The sequence below is a fragment of the Marinobacter sp. genome (assembly GCF_052091845.1).
Taxonomy (GTDB): domain Bacteria; phylum Pseudomonadota; class Gammaproteobacteria; order Pseudomonadales; family Oleiphilaceae; genus Marinobacter.
The window spans coordinates 94071-112766 of the sequence record NZ_JBQDCO010000001.1 but is presented as its reverse complement, the minus strand read 5'-3'; the positions used below and the strand labels follow the sequence as shown (position 1 = coordinate 112766).

The following is an 18696-nucleotide window of genomic DNA, read 5'->3' as shown; positions in this document are numbered from 1 at the left end:
AACTCCTTTTTGATACTGAACAGTACCCGACCCTTGCACAATCCGTATGACCGTGCGGTGACAAACTGCAAGGTTATCACTAAAACTTACCAGACAATGCTCACTCAGTTATCGTTATTTTCTTTGTCTGCCAAAGACCGGAGCAATTGACTCAGTGAAACATCAGAAGGCTGGTCTTTCAACGCCTCAGCCAGTTTGCCCTGATCACCAAACCGGTCTCGGTCGTAAGAAGGTTCCGGGAGCATAGTCTGAGGCAAGCTGTGCGTATTTTCACGGGAGTTTACAGGCGAGATTTCGTCAGCCAGGTGCCTCAAGTGAGCAGCCACGCGCTCTCGCTGCTCAGAGTTCAAGCTTTCCCAGCCGATAGCATCCAGCCCTGTCTGGATAACCTCAATGGCATCGTTGCCTGGCATGCGACCCAAAAGTGCGAACAAGCGGGTAAACACATCATATCGCAGCCTTGAGCTATCCGGTGTTTGCGCAAGCACAGTGTCCAGCACACCAACAGCCTCAAGGCAGCGGTCTCGGGGGTTCGCTTCCGGCGGCGCAGCAGGTATGCCTGGTGCGCGCTCGTGCTGCCGCTTCGAAACCGAGTGCCAATAAGCTGCTATGCCAGCTTTGCGCGCGGGCAGTCGCGACAGGCGCACATTGAGCATATCCGCTAACGTATTGAACTGGCGACAAGAGGGATCAGCCAACGGCAATAACGCAACCGGGTTTTGGGTCAACACCGACTGGCGTATGGTTTCGTCTCGCCAAATTCCTCCCATATAGTGAAGAGAGCACTGCAGATGGCGCCGGGCAGCGGCATCCAGGCGCTGAAAAACAGAACGGGCCTGGCTAGCACCCTGTGCCATATTGATCAGCACGCTGGGGGTTCTCCGGTAGCCACGACGCCTGAGAACCTTGATCAGGGAAAACGCGTCTGTCAGTGAAGCCGGGTCCGGGGTTACTACAATGCAGGCCAGTTCGGCTGCCGCAATCATGTGCATGCCTGCAGACTGAAGCCCCGCAGCGGTGTCTGTTATAACGTAGTCGTAACGCCTTTCCAGTATCGAAAGGGCCCGCAAAACACGAAAGCTCTCTTCAGGGTGCATATCCATGCATTCCTGGACCCCGGAGGCTCCGGGTATTATGTGTAGGCCGTAATCCGCCTCCAGCAAAACGTCATCAAGACCACACTCGCCCGCAATGACATTGCCCAGCGTGCGCTCCGGGTACTGCCCCAGCATGATGCTGACGTTGGCAAGATCTGTATCAGCGTCCAGCAATAGCACTCGCTTTTGTTGGCGAACCAGAGTAAGAGCAAGGTTAAGCGCTATAGACGTTTTACCCACACCGCCCTTACCGCCGGTTACAGCGATGGTTCTGGGCAAATGCACACTATGTTTGCTAGACGTTTGAGCACCCATGGCGAGAAATATTACATCCTTGTGACAGCGACGAAGCCGCTATAAACTGTAGAAATTGTACACACATCACGCTCCCATGAACACACTGCTCAAAAAAAGATCAATTGCTATTTAATGTTTGCAACTTTTTGTCTAAGCTCACCCTGGGATCAAAAATGAACAGAATTTCATAAATTAAAACTCATGGCGCAGTAGATAGCCTATGAATACGGTATCGGAGCTTGAGCTCCCGAGTCTTCCGGAAGTCACCCTGCGAGCGCTTGAAGCTTGCCAGCAGGATGACCATTATCGATCAATCAGCGAAATAGTCGCCTCAGACACAGCTTTGGTTGCCCGAATCCTGGCTCTGGCCAACTCTGCCCTTTATGGCCCGGTTTCAGAGGTTCGGTCAATAGACCAGGCCCTACTCCGCCTTGGCACCCGGCGCTTCAAAACCCTGATACTTACGGCTGCGCTACGCCAGGCTCTTTTTGACCTGGGCGGCGGTGCCTGGCAGCAACTACGGGATTTCTGGAGGCACGCCCTCACTACCGCCATGACGGCACGGGCACTGGCAATCCTGACTCGCTATCCGGAGCCAGACGAAGCCTTTATGCTTGGTATGGTCCATAACACTGGCGAGCTAATCGCCATTAGCACGCCGGATGCCAAAACCAGGCAAACGTATATGGACCAGCAGTCAGACATCGCTGCAGAACTGGTTACGTCATGGGGGCTGGGCCCACTGGCAGCCGATGCCATGCGTTATCAGCAGGCACTGCCCTCAGAGTTACAAGACGCTGGGCATCTGGTTAAGGTTATCAGTCTTGCCACTCGCCTGGCTTTATCCGATACGGCGGGCATTGCCGCCGCGGGCACAATGTTCGGGCTCAGTGAAGAGCTTACCCGTGAGATTAACCGGCGAATCAGCCATGACATCGCCACAGTGGCTGAATCCTTGGGCATACCACTCGTTAACAGCTACAACGCTGAGCCGGCAACACAGCATCTACGCCAAGCTGTATTACGACAAGCCATCGCCCAGCAAGCCGTTGGTTTTGCTGACCCTGCCGGCAAACGCAGCGCCATTCTTGCCGAAACGGTGGGCAGCCTGACATTGATCACCGGCCTGCCCGCTTTGTGGTTTGGGTATAGTGAAGGCAATCTCGTTTTACTCTCCAGTACCACCGGACAACATCCACACTTGGCGGTAACCGCGCAAGCTGGCAGCAGTGTGCTTACCGAGGCGCTCACCTGCCAAACATTCCGCACACTTGGCGAGCGCTCGCCAACTGTACTCGACCGCCAACTCTTATCTCTGCTGCGAACCCCCTCGCTGAGCGCCACGCCAGTTATCATCGATAACGTTTGCTCCGGCGTTTTTGTACTGGGTACCGACGGCCGCACACCTGATACAACCACGCACCTACTGAATCTGTTTATCCAGCAACTGTCCAGGGTTCTTCAGGAGAAAAAACCGGATCCCGAGCGCGAAACAGAGCATGCCCGGATGGATCATGCGGCTGCCACCGAAACACTGCGCAGACAAGTACATGAAATCAGCAACCCACTAACCATAATACGGCAATACATTCACCAGTTAAGAAACCGGCTCGATGACCGGCGTGCGCGGGAAGAGTTAGACATTGTTCGTGAAGAATTGGATCGCGCGAGCAATCTGCTGCTGCAAATGAGCCAAAATACCACTGACAATACAAGCGAAGACAGCTGTGATCTCAATACAGAACTACAAAGCCTGACCCGACTTTTTGAAGACAGTCTTTTCAGTGACAGCAAGCTGCACTTCAAAATGCTAACGTGCAGCGCTCCAACGTTTATTCTGGCCGGATCGTCCGCTATACGCCAGGTTGTGATCAACCTGGCCCGAAACGCAGCTGAAAGCCTGCCGAATACAGGCGGCAGCGTTACGATAAAAACATCAGCTCCCGTGTGGCAAGGAGGCCGGAACTGGGTAGAGATAGAAGTGGCCGACACAGGCACAGGCATACCGGAAACGATTCGACAAAACCTGTTCATCTCGGGAAAAACAACAAAAAAAGAGGGCCACAGCGGGCTGGGCCTGAGCATTGTGAAGCAACTTGTGGACGACATGGAGGGCACTATTGCTTGCCATACAGGGAAAAACGGCACCACTTTCCGGGTTTTGATACCGGCAGCTAAACCAGACCAACCCAACTGCCACTAACAAAGTAGAGCGAACGCAAACCAATGGCTTCTGAACTGATTACCAGGCACTTTTCCCAGCAAATGGCCGCGCATATTCTGGTCGTTGACGATGAGCCTCGTTTGGCGGGTGCACTGGCGGCTCTGCTGCGCAACTATGATTACCACGTCACCGAGGCCTATGGCGGAAATCATGCCTGTGAGCTGATAGACAACCAGCACTTCGACCTGGTCCTGCTGGATTTATGCATGCCAGAAATCGACGGCTTTGCCGTGATGGCCCACCTTGGAACCCGTCAGCCAGAGTGTGGAACCATTGTAATCAGTGGTGAAAACTCGTTTACAACGGTCAGCCGGGCGCTTCGCAGCGGGGCTCTGGACTACATCCGCAAACCTTTCGATCCGGAAGAATTAATCGCCACCGTAAAAAACGTGATTGGCAAGCAATCGCTGGTCAAATCCCACCGGGAGATACAAGGGCGCCTTGAAAAATCCGAGGCCCTTCACCGGTACATTGTAAACAGCTCGCCAGACATTGTTTTCATGCTTCGCGACGACGGGCGCTTCTGCTTTATTAACAACAAGATTGAAAGCTTGTTGGGCTACCACCCGTCTGAACTCTGTGGGCAGCATTTCCGAAACCTTCTGGACGACCGCGATGTTGCCAAAGGTATCTACGCACTCAATGCACCGGATATAAACGCTGACAACCCCCGCACCCTGGAAATCCGACTGAAAACCCGCGGCAGCCGGAGAGCCACTCGATATTTTGAGATTACCGCCTTCCCTATCGCCCCCCAAACCTGGACACACAGCAGTGATGTCCAGGGCGGTGGCAGTGGCAGTGGCAGTGGCCAGAATGCCAGCTACTACGGAACAGCCCGGGACGTGACCGAACGCAAAGAAGCGGAAGCGTTTATCAGTTTCCAGGCTTATCACGATCTACTCACGCGGCTCCCAAACCGGGCCTTATTCATGGACCGCCTGGAACTGGCCATTACCCATGCAAGCCGGGGAAAGCAAAATCTGGCGGTTATGTTTCTGGACCTCGACCGCTTCAAAATTATTAACGACACCCTTGGTCACGTCATGGGTGACCGGTTACTCCAGGCCGTAACCACACGCCTCGAAAGCTGCCTGCGCAAGGGCGATACGTTGTCTCGTTTTGGTGGTGATGAGTTCACGCTCCTACTGCCTTCCATTCATGGCCGGGAGGACGCCAGCCACATTGCCAAAAAGCTCATCAAAGCACTCAAAGCACCTTTTCATTTGGGTAAGCATGAAGTGTTCGTAGGCGTCAGCATTGGTATCGCAATCTATCCTGAGGCGGGCAAGAGGATGGACCAACTTATCCAGAACGCCGATATCGCCATGTACCATGTGAAGGCCCGGGGTAAAGACAGTTACCGCTTTTTCTCAGAAAGCATGAGCACAGACAGCACCCAGCGCCTGCATCTTGAAAGAGACCTGCGCCTGGCGCTTAAAAGGGGTGAGTTGCGAGTGTTTTATCAACCCCAGGTTTGCGCCAAAACAAACCGTATTGTCGGGTTGGAAGCTTTAGTGCGCTGGCAACATCCTGAACGTGGCTTACTTTATCCACGGGATTTTCTTGGCCTGGCGGAGGAAACCAAGCTGATTGGCCAGCTTAGCGAACAGGTCTTGAATCAAGCCTGCAAGGATGTTGGCCGCTGGATTCAGTCAGGCCACAAAGATATTCGCCTGGCCGTCAACTTTTCCCCTATTGAAGTGGAGCACCCCCGGTTTGTAGAGACGTTGATGGAATGCATTAACGCCAACCGTTTCCCGGCCGGCAATCTGGAAATCGAAATCACCGAAAATGTGATCATGAATGACCTGGAAAAAACCAGCCAAAAGCTTCGCGAACTGGCAGATATGGATGTTCGTATTGCCATTGATGACTTTGGTACCGGGTATTCATCCCTCAACTACTTGCACCGACTGCCCATTCATACCCTGAAGGTAGACCAGTCTTTTGTGAAAGCCATTCAGGATGGTGTAGATGATGCCTGTATAGTTAATGCCATTGTGGCTATGGCTCACGGCCTGAAGCTGGAAATCGTCGCCGAGGGCGTAGAAACAGAAGGCCAGCTTCAATATCTGCGAACGCTTGGGTGTCAGCAGGTACAAGGCTTTTTTTATGGGCCGGCACAGCCCGCAGCAGAGATAAGCAAGCTGTTGACACAAACAAAGGTTCGGACCGCGGCCTTATCCGGTTAGTTATCCACCGTGCCCATAAAACTGTCCTACATTCTGATTGAAAACCTTGATCCTGTTTGCAAAGTATTGCACTGCGTTAATTTTTGTATCCGGAAATGCGCATTGCTGCACATAATTTCCCTGCCCCGTTCACTAAGCTCAGTCATATAAGGCATTAGCTACCGAAACGCCGGACACATGTCGTCACGGCAACATCACAATAACGGTGGCCAGCCCCCAGACAAACAAGAACAGGCAGCAGTCATCATGCGCGACAAGTACCGTTACATCGGCCCCGTATACGATTACCTCAGCAACCTCTATAGCGGAAAAAACATTCATCATTGCAAAACCGCCATGCTGGATGTGGAAACAATCAACTCCGGAGACCGTATCCTTTTTGCCGGCGTTGGCCATGGTCGTGACGCTATACGCGCCGCGGAACTCGGCGCCGATGTAACCGTGGTCGATCTCTCCGAAACCATGTTGCGGAAATTTGCAGAGGCTCAGGAAAGCGAAGCCCCCCACCTGACTATTCACCGCATTCATAGCGACATTATGAAAGTAGAAGCATTCGGCCAGTACGATATGGTTGTCGCCAACTTTTTTCTCAATGTCTTCGATGAAACCATGATGGTGAAGGTTCTCAAGCACCTGATTCAGCTCGGCAAGGCCGATGCCAACATTGTTGTGGGCGACTTCTGCTACCCAACCGGCAACCTGCTCTCGCGTATGTTCAAAAAAATGTACTGGTACATGGCTGTATTCACATTCTGGCTATTTGCCAACAATGCCTTCCACAAAATCTACAACTATCCGGAGCATATGCAGCGCCTGGGGCTTGAAGTAACACAGAAAAAGCACTTCAAACTGCTGAATATGGACTGTTACTGGTCAATTCTCGGCCGCAAGCAGGCGTAACGCCCGCCTGCCAAACAAAAATAATCAGGGTGAATCACCATGTCGGAACACATTCTTGCACTTGGCCAAACCAAAGAGCTTGAGAGCGCCGCATTTACCTTTACCGAGAGGGTAAGTTACCTGAAGCAGTTTGGAGCCCATTCCCAATCCTTCTCAACGTTGCAAGAAGGCATGGAATATTTCGATGTACCCGGCCTGGGTTACGTGGCCTACATGCGAAAGTGGGGCTGTATTTTTGTTTTATCTGACCCCGTGTGCGCCCCGGAAAACGTCGGCGAAATTCTTGAGCTTTTCCATAAGCGCTATCCCAGTGCGTCCTATATTCAGGTATCCAGGACCGTGGTCGACTTCATGCATCTTCGCTTTGGCTTTTATGGCACACAATGGGGAAGCGAATCTCGCATCGATCTGGGTAAGTGGTCTCTCAGCGGGAAGAAAAAACAGATTCTGCGCACAGCGTTGAATCAGGCTGAAAAATGCGGCATAACGGTGCAGGAGCGGTTCAGTGACGACCACACCCGAGAAATATCAGAAGCCTGGATTCGCACCCGAAAATGCAAAAGCAACGAGATCCGGTTCCTGATCCGCCCTATGGAGATGGAATATCGCGAGAACGAACGCCGTTTCTATGCTTACCAGGATGGTAAGGCAGTGGGATTCATTTACTTTGATCCGGTTTACCGCAATAACGAAATTATCAGCTATGTGCCCAACATTTCTCGCGCCAACGCAGATTTTCGGCAGGGCGTTTTTTACACATTGATGGCGCATGCCATGGAGGCCTTCAAAGCTGAGGGCGTTCCCTACCTGGATCTGGGCCTTATCCCACTGTCTCTCGACGCCACAACAGAACACCAGGAAAGCCCGATTCTGAAGCGGATTCTGCACGGTCTCTATAATAGAGGGAACGCCCTCTATAATTTTAAGGGGCTGGAGTTCACGAAATCACGGTTCCGGGGCGACAACTTCAAAACCTACTGCTGCCACAAGCGGGGACTTCCGGCCTGGGAGTTTCTCGTCATGTTCAAATTGACCCGGATACTATGAAGTTCCGGGCCAGTTCTCTGTAACCACTCGCGGCTGCAAGCCCTGGGCTGCCATAAAGCCTGTAACCCCCTTCGGGGCTGGGCCAGAAAACAAAGCGTCAACCACTGGCACACGAGGTTCGCCACCTTGCTCATCTGGGCTCGCAGATTTGCCTGCCTGCGCCAAAAGCCACTCGACACGGCGGGCAATAGCTTCTCCGGAATCCACCCAAAACCTGACGCCCGGCAAGCTCCGTTTGAGGCTGTCCAGCAAAAGCGGGTAATGAGTGCACCCAAGAACCACAGTATCAACTGCAGCACCACGCAAGCCCTCAACGGCTTGATCGAGTTCTGCCTGCGGTACCGCCACGCCTCGAACCAAACCCTCTGCCCACTGCACTAACCCCGGGTGCCCCACTCGCTCAACCTGGCAACCCACCGCAAACTCTTCTATCAATTGGTCTATATAGGTACGACGCACGGTTGCCGGAGTGGCTAGCAGGCCTATTCGGTGGTTTCGGGTTTTGGCTGCCGCAGGCTTTAATGCCGGCACGACCCCCACCACCGGCACATCCATTACCCTCCGCAGATGTGGCAAAGCGATGGTGCTGGCGGTGTTACAGGCAATGACCACGGCATCACAGGGGTATTGTTCAAGCGCACCGGCAATCAGAGTACAACAGCGCTCAATCACCACAGCGTCTGGCTGATCACCGTAGGGAAAGGCCGCATTATCGGCCAGGTATACAATCGAGGCATACGGCATGGCTTCATGCACTCGTGCAGTGACGCTCAGGCCACCCACACCAGAATCAAAAACCAGAATGCGGGGAACCGCGGGTTGATTCAAACCCCCGCCTCCCCATCAGCGATCATTTTCTCCATATCGCGTATCAAGCGCCCGGAAATGGTTGTGTCTGGTGGTATCGGCGGTCTACTGCCAGGCAGATACCAGCCAGCATCTGCCAACTCATCTTCCTGCAGAACCAGCTCTCCGCCAACATAGTCTGCAAAAAAGCCAGCCATTAACTGGTGTGGAAAGGGCCAGGGCTGGGAGGCCCGGTAACGGATATTATCCACATCCAGACCGGTTTCCTCTTTTACCTCCCGGGCAACCGCTGATTCCAGGCTCTCGCCAGGTTCAACAAAGCCTGCGATCAGGCTATAGAAATGGCGTTTGGCGTGGGATGATTTCGCCAGTAGATAGCGGCCATCTTTGCGGATAACCACAATCACACAGGGAGCTAATCGTGGGTACCACGGAATATGGCAGTGGCTGCACCATTTTGCCCGGTCACGGGGGTGAAAGTCGGTTCCGCCACCGCAACGGCCGCAATATTTATGGTCCTGAAACCACTGCCACACCTGAAACCCGGTGCTGAGCATGGCGGCCGGCACATCGCTCATCATCATCAGCGCATCCCGCAAGGGCACGATACTCTGGTTTGTAACCAGGGCCTCCGGCACTTGTGTTACGAAAACCTGGCGGCCATTGGCACTCCCCAGGGATACAAAACCGGGACACTCACTGTTACCGGGGATATTTTCCAGCGGCTGAAGCCAGTCAGTCCCCGGCTTGATTATTCCGGAACCAGACAACGCCAGCACAAGATCGCCCCGTTCAGGCGCCCTGGTGGTCCAGCCGGGGTTCCATTGAATCGCTGAGTTCGCCATGTGCTACCGTACCTTAATGATAAAAGCTCAAAGCAGGAATGTAACATAGAGCGATAGCCATCAAGAACGCTCTCGTGGCTTCCCGCCCCCGGTCCAACCAAGTAAACTTGGCGCCTGTTTTTCATCGGAGCGACATTTTATGCGTCTTTACCAGGGGGTTCGCAGCCTGATTCTGGCCTTTTTCCGGAAAATTCTGTTTTTGTGGGTACGGACAGATGTTAGCGGAAACAGCGCTGAAGCACTGGGATTGTCGCCCGACAAACCGGTTTGTTATGTGCTGCAGTATAGCTCGCTGTCTAGCCGCCTGGTTCTTGAGCAGGAAGTAATACGAGCGCAGTTGCCTGGCGCTACTACGTCGCTTCCCGTTAAAAATGGCCCCGCACACTCGTTCTTTTTTTTGTATCGCCGTATTGGCGGGCTATTTCGCAAGCGCCAGACACCGGTTCCCACCTCTGAATTTCAGGCGCTGGTGCATTATGGCCTTGAGAACCCGGAACAGGATGTACAGATTATTCCGGTTTCCCTGTTCTGGGGTCGGTCCCCCGATAAAGAAAAATCTCTGGTGAAACTATTGTTGTCAGATACCTGGGCAGTGGCAGGCCGGCTACAAAAGCTCCTGATTATTTTAGTGCACGGCCGAAATACATACGTACAGTTCAACAAGCCGCTTTCTCTTAAGTATGTGATCGACGAGTATCGCTACAACGAAGAGCGCGCCAATCGCAAACTTGCACGCATTTTGCGCACGCATTTCCGCCAGGTGCGACGGGCTGTTGTAGGCCCGGATCTGTCTCATCGCAGAACGCTCGTTGGCGGCCTGGTAAGAACCCCGGCGGTAAAAGAAGCGATCCGGGAAACCGCAGCCAAAGAAGGTATCGCGCCGGACAAAGTGCGCGCACGAGCCTATAAACACGCTGACGAAATTGCCGCCAACATGTCTATCGTCACCATCCGTATTTTTGAAGTCGCCCTGGCCTGGCTGTGGAACCGCATTTACAAAGGTATCGCGGTTAACAACATCAAGGTAGTAAAAGAGACGGCGCAAAACAACGCGGTGGTTTATGTGCCCTGTCACCGCTCCCATGTCGACTATCTTCTGTTGTCCTACGTACTTTACAAAAATGGCCTGATGCCGCCGCACATAGCTGCTGGCATTAACCTTAACATGCCGGTTTTAGGGCCAATTCTGCGTCGGGGCGGGGCTTTCTTTATGCGCCGCAGTTTCCGGGACAACCCGTTGTACGCAACGGTTTTTAATGAATACATGCACGTGATGTTTTCCCGGGGCTACTCCGTAGAGTATTTTGTGGAAGGCGGGCGTAGCCGCACCGGCCGAATGCTGCAACCCCGCCCTGGTATGCTTTCTATGACAGTGCGCAGTTTCCTGCGTGACAGTCGCAAACCCATTGTCTTTATTCCGGTATATATCGGCTATGAAAAGGTTATGGAAGGGCGCTCTTACCTGGGGGAGCTCAGAGGCAAGAAAAAACAGAAGGAAAGCGTATTCGGTCTCGCCAAAACTGCCCGCAAGCTTGGGAGCTCCTTTGGCCGGGTGGCCCTTAACTTTGGCGAAGCCATACACTTGTCTGAGGTGCTGGATGAGGTACACAGTAGCTGGCGCGATGAGGCCTACAATTCCGAGTACCGCCCGGCCTGGCTGAACGAAGCTGTTTCAGAGTTGTCACTGCGAGTTGCCTCGAATATTAATGCGTCTGTTGCCGTTAACCCCATAGGTATGATCGCAACGGTGCTGCTTGGCGCAGATAGACTGGCGATGGATGAGGGTCAGCTAACCCGCCTTGCGGATCAATACTCAGATCTCCTGAAAGCTTTCCCTTATGCAGAAACCGTTACCCTGCCCGAAGGCAAGGGCAAAGATTGGGTCGCTTACTGCGAGTCTATGGGCCTGATCTCGCGCCAGCCCCAAAAACTGGGGGATATTATTGGGCTCGAAGGCAGCAATGCCACGTTGATGACCTATTATCGGAATAATATTCAACATCTTTTCGCATTGCCGGCATTGGTCGCCAGCCTGTTCGAGAACAAAAGCTCCCTCGCCAGAAACAGAATCGTTGACCTCGCCAGTGTGGCCTACCCTTACCTGCAATCGGAATTGTTTCTGAAATACCAGCCCGACGAAGCCAAGGCAGTGATCAACCAGTGGATTGATGTTCTGGTCGACCAGGGCCTGTTGTTAGCCCAGGGTAACGAACGCATAGCACGCCCGGAAGCAGGCACAGAAGCCATGCTGCGCCTGCGGGTACTGTCGCGGTTTATCATCCAGACCGTCGAGCGTTATCACATTGCACTCGGTATACTCCGCAAGTATGGCTCGGGTAAGATTACCGCAGCAGAACTGGAAGAGCAGAGCACGCTACTTGCTGAGCGCATGTCTATATTGTTCGGGCTGAACGCACCCGAGTTTTTCGACAAAACACTGTTCCGGAACTTCATTGCCAATATGCAGAAAAACCGAGTCATCATTACCGATGATGACGGGTTGCTTTGCTATGGTGAAGGCCTGGATGAGGTAGCCGACGATGCACGATTGGTACTCAGCGTAGAGAAGCGTCAGGCTATCCAGCAGGTAACCATGCTCGGCGCTTGAAGCAAGCAAAACACCTGCAAAATGTTTGGAATAGCAGTTAGCGAGGTGGCAGAGCACGGATCGGGTAGATATCGTAGCGGCTGCTTTTGCCTTCTATCCGCGTACCCGGCTCCGGCCCAGCAATGGCTGGTGCTTTACGGGGCCGTTTTACCGCAACCCGGTATTTGGCTACTGCCAATGCAGCCATAAGCAGTGCTTCAGAGTCGTCGTCATCGCCCACTATGGTTCTGAAAACCTGCATCTCTTTCTTTACCAGCGCAGATTTTTCTCTATGGGGAAACATCGGGTCCAGGTAAATCACATCCGCCGTTTCACCCGCCTTCCCCGCCTCGGCCAGCCAATCAAGGCTGCTGCCAGCCTGCAGCGTCATGCGCGCAACAATGGGAGCACAATCCATATTCAGCGCAGCCCTGGCCAATCCGTCCGCCAGCAATGCATGAATCACAGGGTTACGTTCAAAAAGGCTTACCCGACAACCGAGACTGGCAAGCACGAAAGCATCCTGCCCCAGCCCCGCCGTGGCATCCACAACGTGCAAACCGGCTTTTGTTTTGGGTAAACCGACAGCCCGCGCTACTAGCTGACCTGAACCACCGCCATGCTCGCGACGGTACCCCATTTTACCGCTCACAAACTCAGCCCTGACCGGGCCGGGAGCGTTCTTCCCTGCAACCTGAAGGCACAGGCCACGGTCGTCCAGAAACAGCAAAGTGCTGGCGCCGCGCACGTCTTTTGGGCGCACAGTGCCAACATAAGGCAGGGAAAGATCTGAGCCAAGTGTCTGGGCCTGGTGCTCATCACCAAGCGGGCTTCTGGCAACGGCCAGCGGAATAATGCCGTTTTCAGCGGGAATGCTTGAAGCTTTAATGCGCGCCATCAGATCAGCTCATCAACCACTGGGCTTATAAAAAAGTGAACCGAATAGACTAGCTGCGCCCTGGCAGCTTTTTCCAGGTAACTTCGTCCCGGATGTATACCGGTTGTGCCTGTTCTGCGGACACGGCCACCCCATTGCTGAACTTTACGACAGCCAGGCGTGCAACCCATCCGGCCCGGGGAATGAGAGCTTCATCCACAGAATGAACCTGGCCCGATACGTCAGCAGGCATTTCGGTGCGGAAGCTCCACCCCTGCCCTGCACCACTCCAGCGTGCAATGCCCGGTTGCAGATAAACGCTGGAAGGGGAACAAACCCGCTCCTCGCCTAGCAGCTCAGGGAACCCGGAGTGGTTGCAAAAACAGGCCCAATAGAGTTCGCTCATACGGGCATCAAAGGCGACAGCAACACCCTCGCCCTCACCTACCTCCAGGGCCTCAAAAGCTCCCAGGGCAACCGTTTCAAGGGAAGAAACCGGTACCACCGGGATACCAAGCCCCCACGCCAACCCCTGAACCACGCCCGTTGCAATGCGAACGCCAGTGAATGATCCGGGACCACGGGCAAACGCCAGTGCGTCGAGGTCTGAAGGCTTCAGTTCTTGTTCCGCCAGCAACCTCCGCACCATCGGCATGAGTAATTGAGTATGCCCCCTTGGCGCAATCTCAAACGTCTCGATAACAATACCATCAACAAAAAGGGCCGCAGAGCAGCCCTCTGAGGAGGTGTCCAGTGCCAAAAGTTTCACGGGCGTAAGTGGCCTCGGCGGAACGTAGGTGGGTTATTTTAAACTGGCGCGAATCTGTTCACGAATACTATCGAGGCTGCCAACACCTTCTACGCTCACATACTCAGGGGCTGCGTCTGGCTGTGTCTTGGCCAGGTTCTGATAGTAGCCGACCAAAGGCGCCGTCTGATCGTGATAAATTTGCAAGCGCTTACGAACAGTTTCTTCTTTGTCGTCTTCCCGCTGTTTTAACGGCTCACCGGTTTCATTGTCCTTGCCCTCGACGTTGGGCGGATCATACTTGACATGATAAATGCGGCCACTGCCTTCATGTACACGACGGCCGGACAAGCGGCTAACGATTTCTTCATCATCCACTGCAATTTCAACCACATAATCAATGACAATCCCTTGATTCTTCAGGGCTTCAGCCTGGGGAATAGTGCGGGGAAAACCGTCTAGCAGGAAACCGTTTTTGCAATCTGGCTGCTGAATCCGCTCCTCAATAAGCGCAATAATGATATCGTCAGACACCAGACCGCCCGTTGCCATCACTTCTTTAACCTGTTTGCCTAACTCAGACTCGGCCTTTACCGCTGCTCTAAGCATGTCACCAGTAGAAATCTGGGGGATATTGAAGCGTTCAGTAATGAACTGGGCTTGAGTGCCCTTCCCCGCGCCTGGTGCGCCTAACATGATGATTCGCATAACGCTTTGCTCCCATTTTCTCATTATAGTTTAAAAAGTTGCGGCAAAAACCTGAGCCTTTGCGACAACCTCTTCCTCACACTCTTCCGTACACATACCGGGCAGCTGTATTCGCCGACGGCGCATTATACGAAGTCACGCACTTCAGAGAAAGTCGACCTCTGTATCATCTTCCCAAAACCGTTCCACACTCAAAGTCAGGGACGCGAGATCAGGTGACCAGTGACGATGCCAGAGCATCCAGTTCCGGCGCAACCTGTTCAATCCCGGAGATCAACTCATCGACGATAAAAGGCTCTAACTCTAATCCGTGCAGCAAAGCCGGGACATCATCAGGGTTAAACTCATCACCAATGCCCCGCTCCTTCAGTAATGCATTGGCCAACTGAACCATCATCACGTAGTTTTCATGCTCACCCTGATAATCCGGCTGTTGGTGTACGCCCGCTGCTTTAATAACAGGGCCGGGCAGCTCCCATAGCCGGTGCAGAATTCCACCAATGGCTCCGTGCCCAACGGCCAGAATGTCCTGCTCGCCCCTTTGACCAAACACCTGCTGCTCAAGGGATTGCATACTGGTTTCCGGGTTGGCCTCTCGCAACCGGTTTAGCTCTTTGAATTCAGTCGGGAACAAATGCCCTACCAGCAACAGGCCAAAGTTGTGTAGCAGACCGCACAGATAGGCCAAGCCTTTATCGACCCCGCAACGGGGCGCAAGCCGCTGGCACAGGTAAGCGCAATACAGGGAATGGCGCCAGAAGTTGTCCATGCCCAATATACCCGCCCTCGGCACATCGAATGCTCTAACCGAGGCGATACCCAGCGCAATGTGAGCCACGCGATCAAAACCCAGCACGCGAGTGACAGCCTCTTGAACAGAATTGATCTGGCCAGGGTAATTAAAGAGGGCCGATCGCGCGTAACGCATCACCTGTGCAGTGAGGCTGGGGTCAAACTCTATAAGCTCGCCCAGTTCACGGGCTGAGGCCTCGGTATTGGAGGTCAGTTTCAGGATACGCAATGCCAACGCTGGCATTGGGGGTAGCCGGTACAGTTTTTTCAATTTGCTGGCGACTTCTGCCAGTGTCAGAGCGTCGCGCGCCACATCGCAACCGTAGCCGCTAATTGCCAGGCGCCCTTCCCGGGAGCCCGCCATGGCCAAACGCAAAGAGCGCCCATCCATTTCTACAAACGAATGATCTGTGCCACTGGACAGCAAAAACCTCTCAGCCTGAGTGATACCCTCATCAAGCAATACCGACAGGTCATAGGCGTTGCCAATTGGCGGCGTAAAGCCAGGATCGCAGTCGCTAAACAAACGCATGGCCTGCCGGCCGGTGAGCGGTTGCAGGTGGCGGCCCGTCATTTGACTGAGGGCCTCTGAGTCGAGGGTGCTATCGTACCGGTGAACCACCATCACAATACCACTGATATCAATCAACAAGGTTGCCTTGATGACATCTTCCCGTTCCTGCCCTAAAGCAGATACAGCCGCGTCCAGGCTGGATACCCGTGCGATTGCCCGCTCCCGGTATGCGATGCCCTGTTGATTTAAAAACCGCTCCAGTCGCGCTGCGAGAGCCAAACCAATACTCCTGTTATCAATGACAGGGCGGCCTGCGCCCTCTGTTCTGTTATTGACTGCTTTAACCGGTGTTACGCATACCGGCAGAAATCCCCGCCATTGTAACCTTAAGCGCCCGCTCGACCAGTTCCGGCACTTCGCCTTTGCCTTCACTTTCACGGTCGCGCCTTAGCAGCTCCGCCTGAAGGTAGTGCAGCGGGTCTGTGTAAGGGTTACGCACATGCATGGAGTGGGCAAACACAGGCTCATCTTCCAGCAACTCAGCTTGCTCCTTGAGCTCCAGGAGGCGCTGAACGCAGCCCTCTAAACGATCACCCAGGCTTGCCCCGAGAGCTTTCAGTTTATCATCATCCAGCAGGGTCTTTTCGTAATAACTGGCGATGCGCAAATCCGCTTTGGCCAACACCATTTCCAGCATGTCTACGTAGGTGCGAAAAAATGGCCAACCCTGCATCATTTCACGCAGCACCGGCAGCTGTCCCTCTTTGGCTGCCTCTTCCAACGCTACATCACTACCTAACCAACTGGGTAACATGAGCCGCATTTGAGTCCAGGCAAAAATCCAGGGAATGGCACGCAGGGTTTCTACACCACCAGTGGCTTTTCGACGCGCCGGCCGACTGCCCAGTGCCAGCTTTCCCAGAGCCTGTTCTGGCGTGACCTGGCGAAAATAAGGCACAAAATCAGCATTCTCTCGAACCACTTCACGGTAGGCTTCAAGAGAACGTTCGGTTAGCCAGTCCATGGTTTCACGCCAGCTATCTTCGGGTTCGGGTGGCGGTGCCAATGTCGCTTCAATCACCGCCGAGGTGTATAGCGTTAAGCTTTGCACCGCCAGCCTGGGCAAGCCAAACTTGAACCGGATCATCTCACCCTGTTCGGTGATGCGGAAACTGCCGTTCACCGAACCGGGGGGCTGAGACAAAATCGCACGGTTCGCCGGGCCACCGCCGCGACCAACGGTGCCGCCCCTGCCATGAAACAGGGTCAGATGCACACCGTACTGGCTCGCCACCTGAGTGAGCTGTTCCTGGGCCTGATACTGAGCCCAGGCTGCCATAAGCTGGCCGGCATCCTTGGACGAATCCGAGTAGCCAATCATAACCTCTTGCCGCCCCTGGCAGTAATCCCGGTACCAATCTACCTCGTACAAGGCTGCCATACTCTCGGGGGCACCGCGCAGGTCATCCAGAGTTTCAAACAACGGAACCACCCGCATGGGAAACTTCATGCCTGATTCGCGCAACAGCAAAATAACACTTAGCACATCAGAGGGTTGACTGGCCATTGAGATGACATAAGAGCCCAGCGCTTCCGGCGTTTGCTTCGCCACCACCTCACAGGTGTCCAGCACCTCGCGCACCTGGGCGGAAGGCTCCCAGTTTCGGGGAACCAACGGGCGGCGCCCTTGAAGTTCCTGCACCAAGAATGCCTGGCGTTCTTTTTCAGACCAGGACAGGTAATCGCCCAGGCCAAGATCGCCTACGATTTCGGCAACTGCTTCCGCATGGCGGGTTGCTTCCTGGCGGATGTCGAGACGAATCAACGGCAAACCAAAGGTATGTGCGCGGCGAATCGTATCCAGCAACGCGCCGCTGGCAATGTGCTCAAGCCCGCATTCAACGAGTGAGCGATAGCAAAGCTCCAGCGGAGTCGTCAGATCGTCGTTCTCGAAGAGAATACCGCTGGTATCCGCAGGCTCGCCGTTCACCCGGGACTCGGCCCAGTCGCGGGTTTTGATCAACCGGTCCCGTAGCTCGGCGAGTACATGCCGGTATGGTTCCCGGGATTCACCGGCAAGGTTGCGCAGTTCGTCGCTGGCCTGCCACATGGAAAGCTCTGCCCTGAGCGACTGGATGTCACGGAGAAAAAGATCGGCGGCCATCCAGCGCCCCAGCAGGAACACCTTGCGGGTTACCTGATGGGTAACATTCGGGTTGCCGTCACGATCGCCGCCCATCCAGGAGGCAATGCGTACAGGCGACGCCTGTAACGGCAGCCCCTTCCCGGTTGCGTCCTGAAGCGCAGTATCCAGATCGCCAAGAAACCCGGGCAACGCTTGCCAAAGGCTGTTTTCAATAACCGCAAATCCCCACTTGGCCTCATCAACCGCTGTGGGCCTCTCATGGCGGATTTCATCCGTATGCCAGGCTTCTTCCACCAATCGCGACAAACGCCCTGTAATCGCGTCTTTTTCATCGGGTAACAGGTCATCGTGATCCAGGCTGGCCAGACACTCCGACATTTCATCGTACTTCATAATCAACGTGCGACGCGCTACTTCCGTAGGATGAGCTGTCAGCACAAACTCCACGCGCATGTCGGCTACGCATTGGTGCAAGTCGTCTGAATTGACACCGCTACGCTTCAGACGTTCGAATACATCAGCTAACGGCTCAACCATAAGATCAGAGTGATGGTCGCGTCTGCGACGTATGCCGTGATACTGCTCAGCCAGATTCGCAAGGTTAAGAAACTGGTTAAAGGCTCGGGTAACAGGCAACAGTTCATCATCGCGCAGCTTGCCAAGAAGGTTAACCAGGCGCTGGCCTGAGCCGCTCTCCTGCTGGCGGTCGGATTTTGCAGCAGCCCGGATTTCCTCAATAAGCTCAAAGCAGCCCTGGCCAGGGTGGCGCTGGATACTCTGGCCCAGCAGTTCGCCCAGCATACGGACATTTTCACGGAGATCAGGGTGTAGCTCGGTCACATTGGCGCCCTTATAATTGACGGAGACAAGGTAAACTCACGATACTAAGAATTTACAGGGAAAGTCTATTGG

Annotated in this window: 13 protein-coding genes; 5 read left to right on the top strand and 8 right to left on the bottom strand. The window is 54.1% G+C overall.

Features of this window, described 5'->3' with window-relative positions; translation table 11 throughout:
* Positions 1-104: 104 nt before the first annotated feature.
* The gene (locus ACTHYN_RS00490; RefSeq protein WP_441810524.1) at positions 105-1412 is read right to left on the bottom strand and encodes a MinD/ParA family ATP-binding protein; all 1308 of its coding nucleotides are present in this window, start codon (positions 1410-1412) and stop codon (positions 105-107) included.
* 202 nt (positions 1413-1614) lie between these two features.
* On the opposite strand from ACTHYN_RS00490, the gene ACTHYN_RS00485 reads away from it, so the two are divergent.
* The 4 genes from ACTHYN_RS00485 (at position 1615) to ACTHYN_RS00470 (ending at position 7760) form a co-directional block, all read left to right on the top strand.
* On the top strand, positions 1615-3597 hold the full coding sequence (locus ACTHYN_RS00485; protein ID WP_441810523.1) for an HDOD domain-containing protein: 1983 nt from the start codon (positions 1615-1617) through the stop codon (positions 3595-3597).
* A gap of 23 nt (positions 3598-3620) precedes the next feature.
* A complete protein-coding gene (locus ACTHYN_RS00480) occupies positions 3621-5813 on the top strand; it encodes an EAL domain-containing protein (protein WP_441810522.1) in 2193 nt (730 codons plus the stop codon).
* Between the two features lie 246 nt (positions 5814-6059).
* On the top strand, positions 6060-6713 hold the full coding sequence (locus ACTHYN_RS00475; protein ID WP_441810521.1) for a class I SAM-dependent methyltransferase: 654 nt from the start codon (positions 6060-6062) through the stop codon (positions 6711-6713).
* A gap of 39 nt (positions 6714-6752) precedes the next feature.
* Complete coding sequence (locus ACTHYN_RS00470; RefSeq protein ID WP_441810520.1) at positions 6753-7760, top strand: DUF2156 domain-containing protein; 1008 nt, start codon at positions 6753-6755, stop codon at positions 7758-7760.
* Here the strand turns inward: ACTHYN_RS00470 and murI are convergent.
* Both murI and nudC read right to left on the bottom strand, forming a co-directional pair.
* Positions 7755-8588, bottom strand: coding sequence for a glutamate racemase (murI, locus tag ACTHYN_RS00465; RefSeq protein WP_441810519.1), 834 nt, complete (start codon positions 8586-8588; stop codon positions 7755-7757). The genes ACTHYN_RS00470 and murI overlap by 6 nt on opposite strands.
* Complete coding sequence (nudC, locus tag ACTHYN_RS00460; protein ID WP_441810518.1) at positions 8585-9412, bottom strand: NAD(+) diphosphatase; 828 nt, start codon at positions 9410-9412, stop codon at positions 8585-8587. The genes murI and nudC overlap by 4 nt, the downstream gene beginning before the upstream one ends.
* A 139-nt stretch (positions 9413-9551) precedes the next feature.
* Here nudC and plsB point away from each other — a divergent pair, with 139 nt between their 5' ends.
* On the top strand, positions 9552-12020 hold the full coding sequence (gene plsB / locus ACTHYN_RS00455) for a glycerol-3-phosphate 1-O-acyltransferase PlsB (protein ID WP_441810517.1): 2469 nt from the start codon (positions 9552-9554) through the stop codon (positions 12018-12020).
* A gap of 37 nt (positions 12021-12057) precedes the next feature.
* Here the strand turns inward: plsB and ACTHYN_RS00450 are convergent, their stop codons facing one another.
* The 5 genes from ACTHYN_RS00450 to ppc all read right to left on the bottom strand — a co-directional run bounded on the left by ACTHYN_RS00450 (position 12058) and on the right by ppc (position 18624).
* Complete coding sequence (locus tag ACTHYN_RS00450; RefSeq protein WP_441810516.1) at positions 12058-12897, bottom strand: class I SAM-dependent methyltransferase; 840 nt, start codon at positions 12895-12897, stop codon at positions 12058-12060.
* Positions 12898-12946: 49 nt separating this feature from the next.
* Entirely contained in the window at positions 12947-13645 is a 699-nt protein-coding gene (gene tsaB, locus ACTHYN_RS00445; protein ID WP_441810515.1) for a tRNA (adenosine(37)-N6)-threonylcarbamoyltransferase complex dimerization subunit type 1 TsaB, read from the bottom strand.
* A 33-nt stretch (positions 13646-13678) separates the two neighbouring features.
* Positions 13679-14332 carry an adenylate kinase gene (gene adk, locus ACTHYN_RS00440; RefSeq protein WP_441810514.1) on the bottom strand — a complete coding sequence of 218 codons (654 nt, stop codon included), beginning with the start codon at positions 14330-14332 and terminating at the stop codon, positions 13679-13681.
* Between the two features lie 211 nt (positions 14333-14543).
* Positions 14544-15917, bottom strand: coding sequence for an HDOD domain-containing protein (locus ACTHYN_RS00435; RefSeq protein WP_441810513.1), 1374 nt, complete (start codon positions 15915-15917; stop codon positions 14544-14546).
* A 61-nt stretch (positions 15918-15978) separates the two neighbouring features.
* The gene (gene ppc / locus ACTHYN_RS00430) at positions 15979-18624 is read right to left on the bottom strand and encodes a phosphoenolpyruvate carboxylase (protein ID WP_441810512.1); all 2646 of its coding nucleotides are present in this window, start codon (positions 18622-18624) and stop codon (positions 15979-15981) included.
* Positions 18625-18696 lie beyond the last annotated feature (72 nt).

What these genes read in the sequence shown, in the direction of transcription:
- plsB (WP_441810517.1), top strand. Translation starts at nt 9,552, where the DNA reads ATGCGTCTTTACCAGGGGGTTCGCAGCCTGATTCTGGCCTTTTTCCGG.
- ACTHYN_RS00450 (WP_441810516.1), bottom strand. Translation starts at nt 12,897, where the DNA reads ATGGCGCGCATTAAAGCTTCAAGCATTCCCGCTGAAAACGGCATTATT.
- adk (WP_441810514.1), bottom strand. Translation starts at nt 14,332, where the DNA reads ATGCGAATCATCATGTTAGGCGCACCAGGCGCGGGGAAGGGCACTCAA.
- nudC (WP_441810518.1), bottom strand. Translation starts at nt 9,412, where the DNA reads ATGGCGAACTCAGCGATTCAATGGAACCCCGGCTGGACCACCAGGGCG.
- ACTHYN_RS00480 (WP_441810522.1), top strand. Translation starts at nt 3,621, where the DNA reads ATGGCTTCTGAACTGATTACCAGGCACTTTTCCCAGCAAATGGCCGCG.
- ACTHYN_RS00470 (WP_441810520.1), top strand. Translation starts at nt 6,753, where the DNA reads ATGTCGGAACACATTCTTGCACTTGGCCAAACCAAAGAGCTTGAGAGC.
- ACTHYN_RS00485 (WP_441810523.1), top strand. Translation starts at nt 1,615, where the DNA reads ATGAATACGGTATCGGAGCTTGAGCTCCCGAGTCTTCCGGAAGTCACC.
- ACTHYN_RS00490 (WP_441810524.1), bottom strand. Translation starts at nt 1,412, where the DNA reads ATGGGTGCTCAAACGTCTAGCAAACATAGTGTGCATTTGCCCAGAACC.
- ACTHYN_RS00475 (WP_441810521.1), top strand. Translation starts at nt 6,060, where the DNA reads ATGCGCGACAAGTACCGTTACATCGGCCCCGTATACGATTACCTCAGC.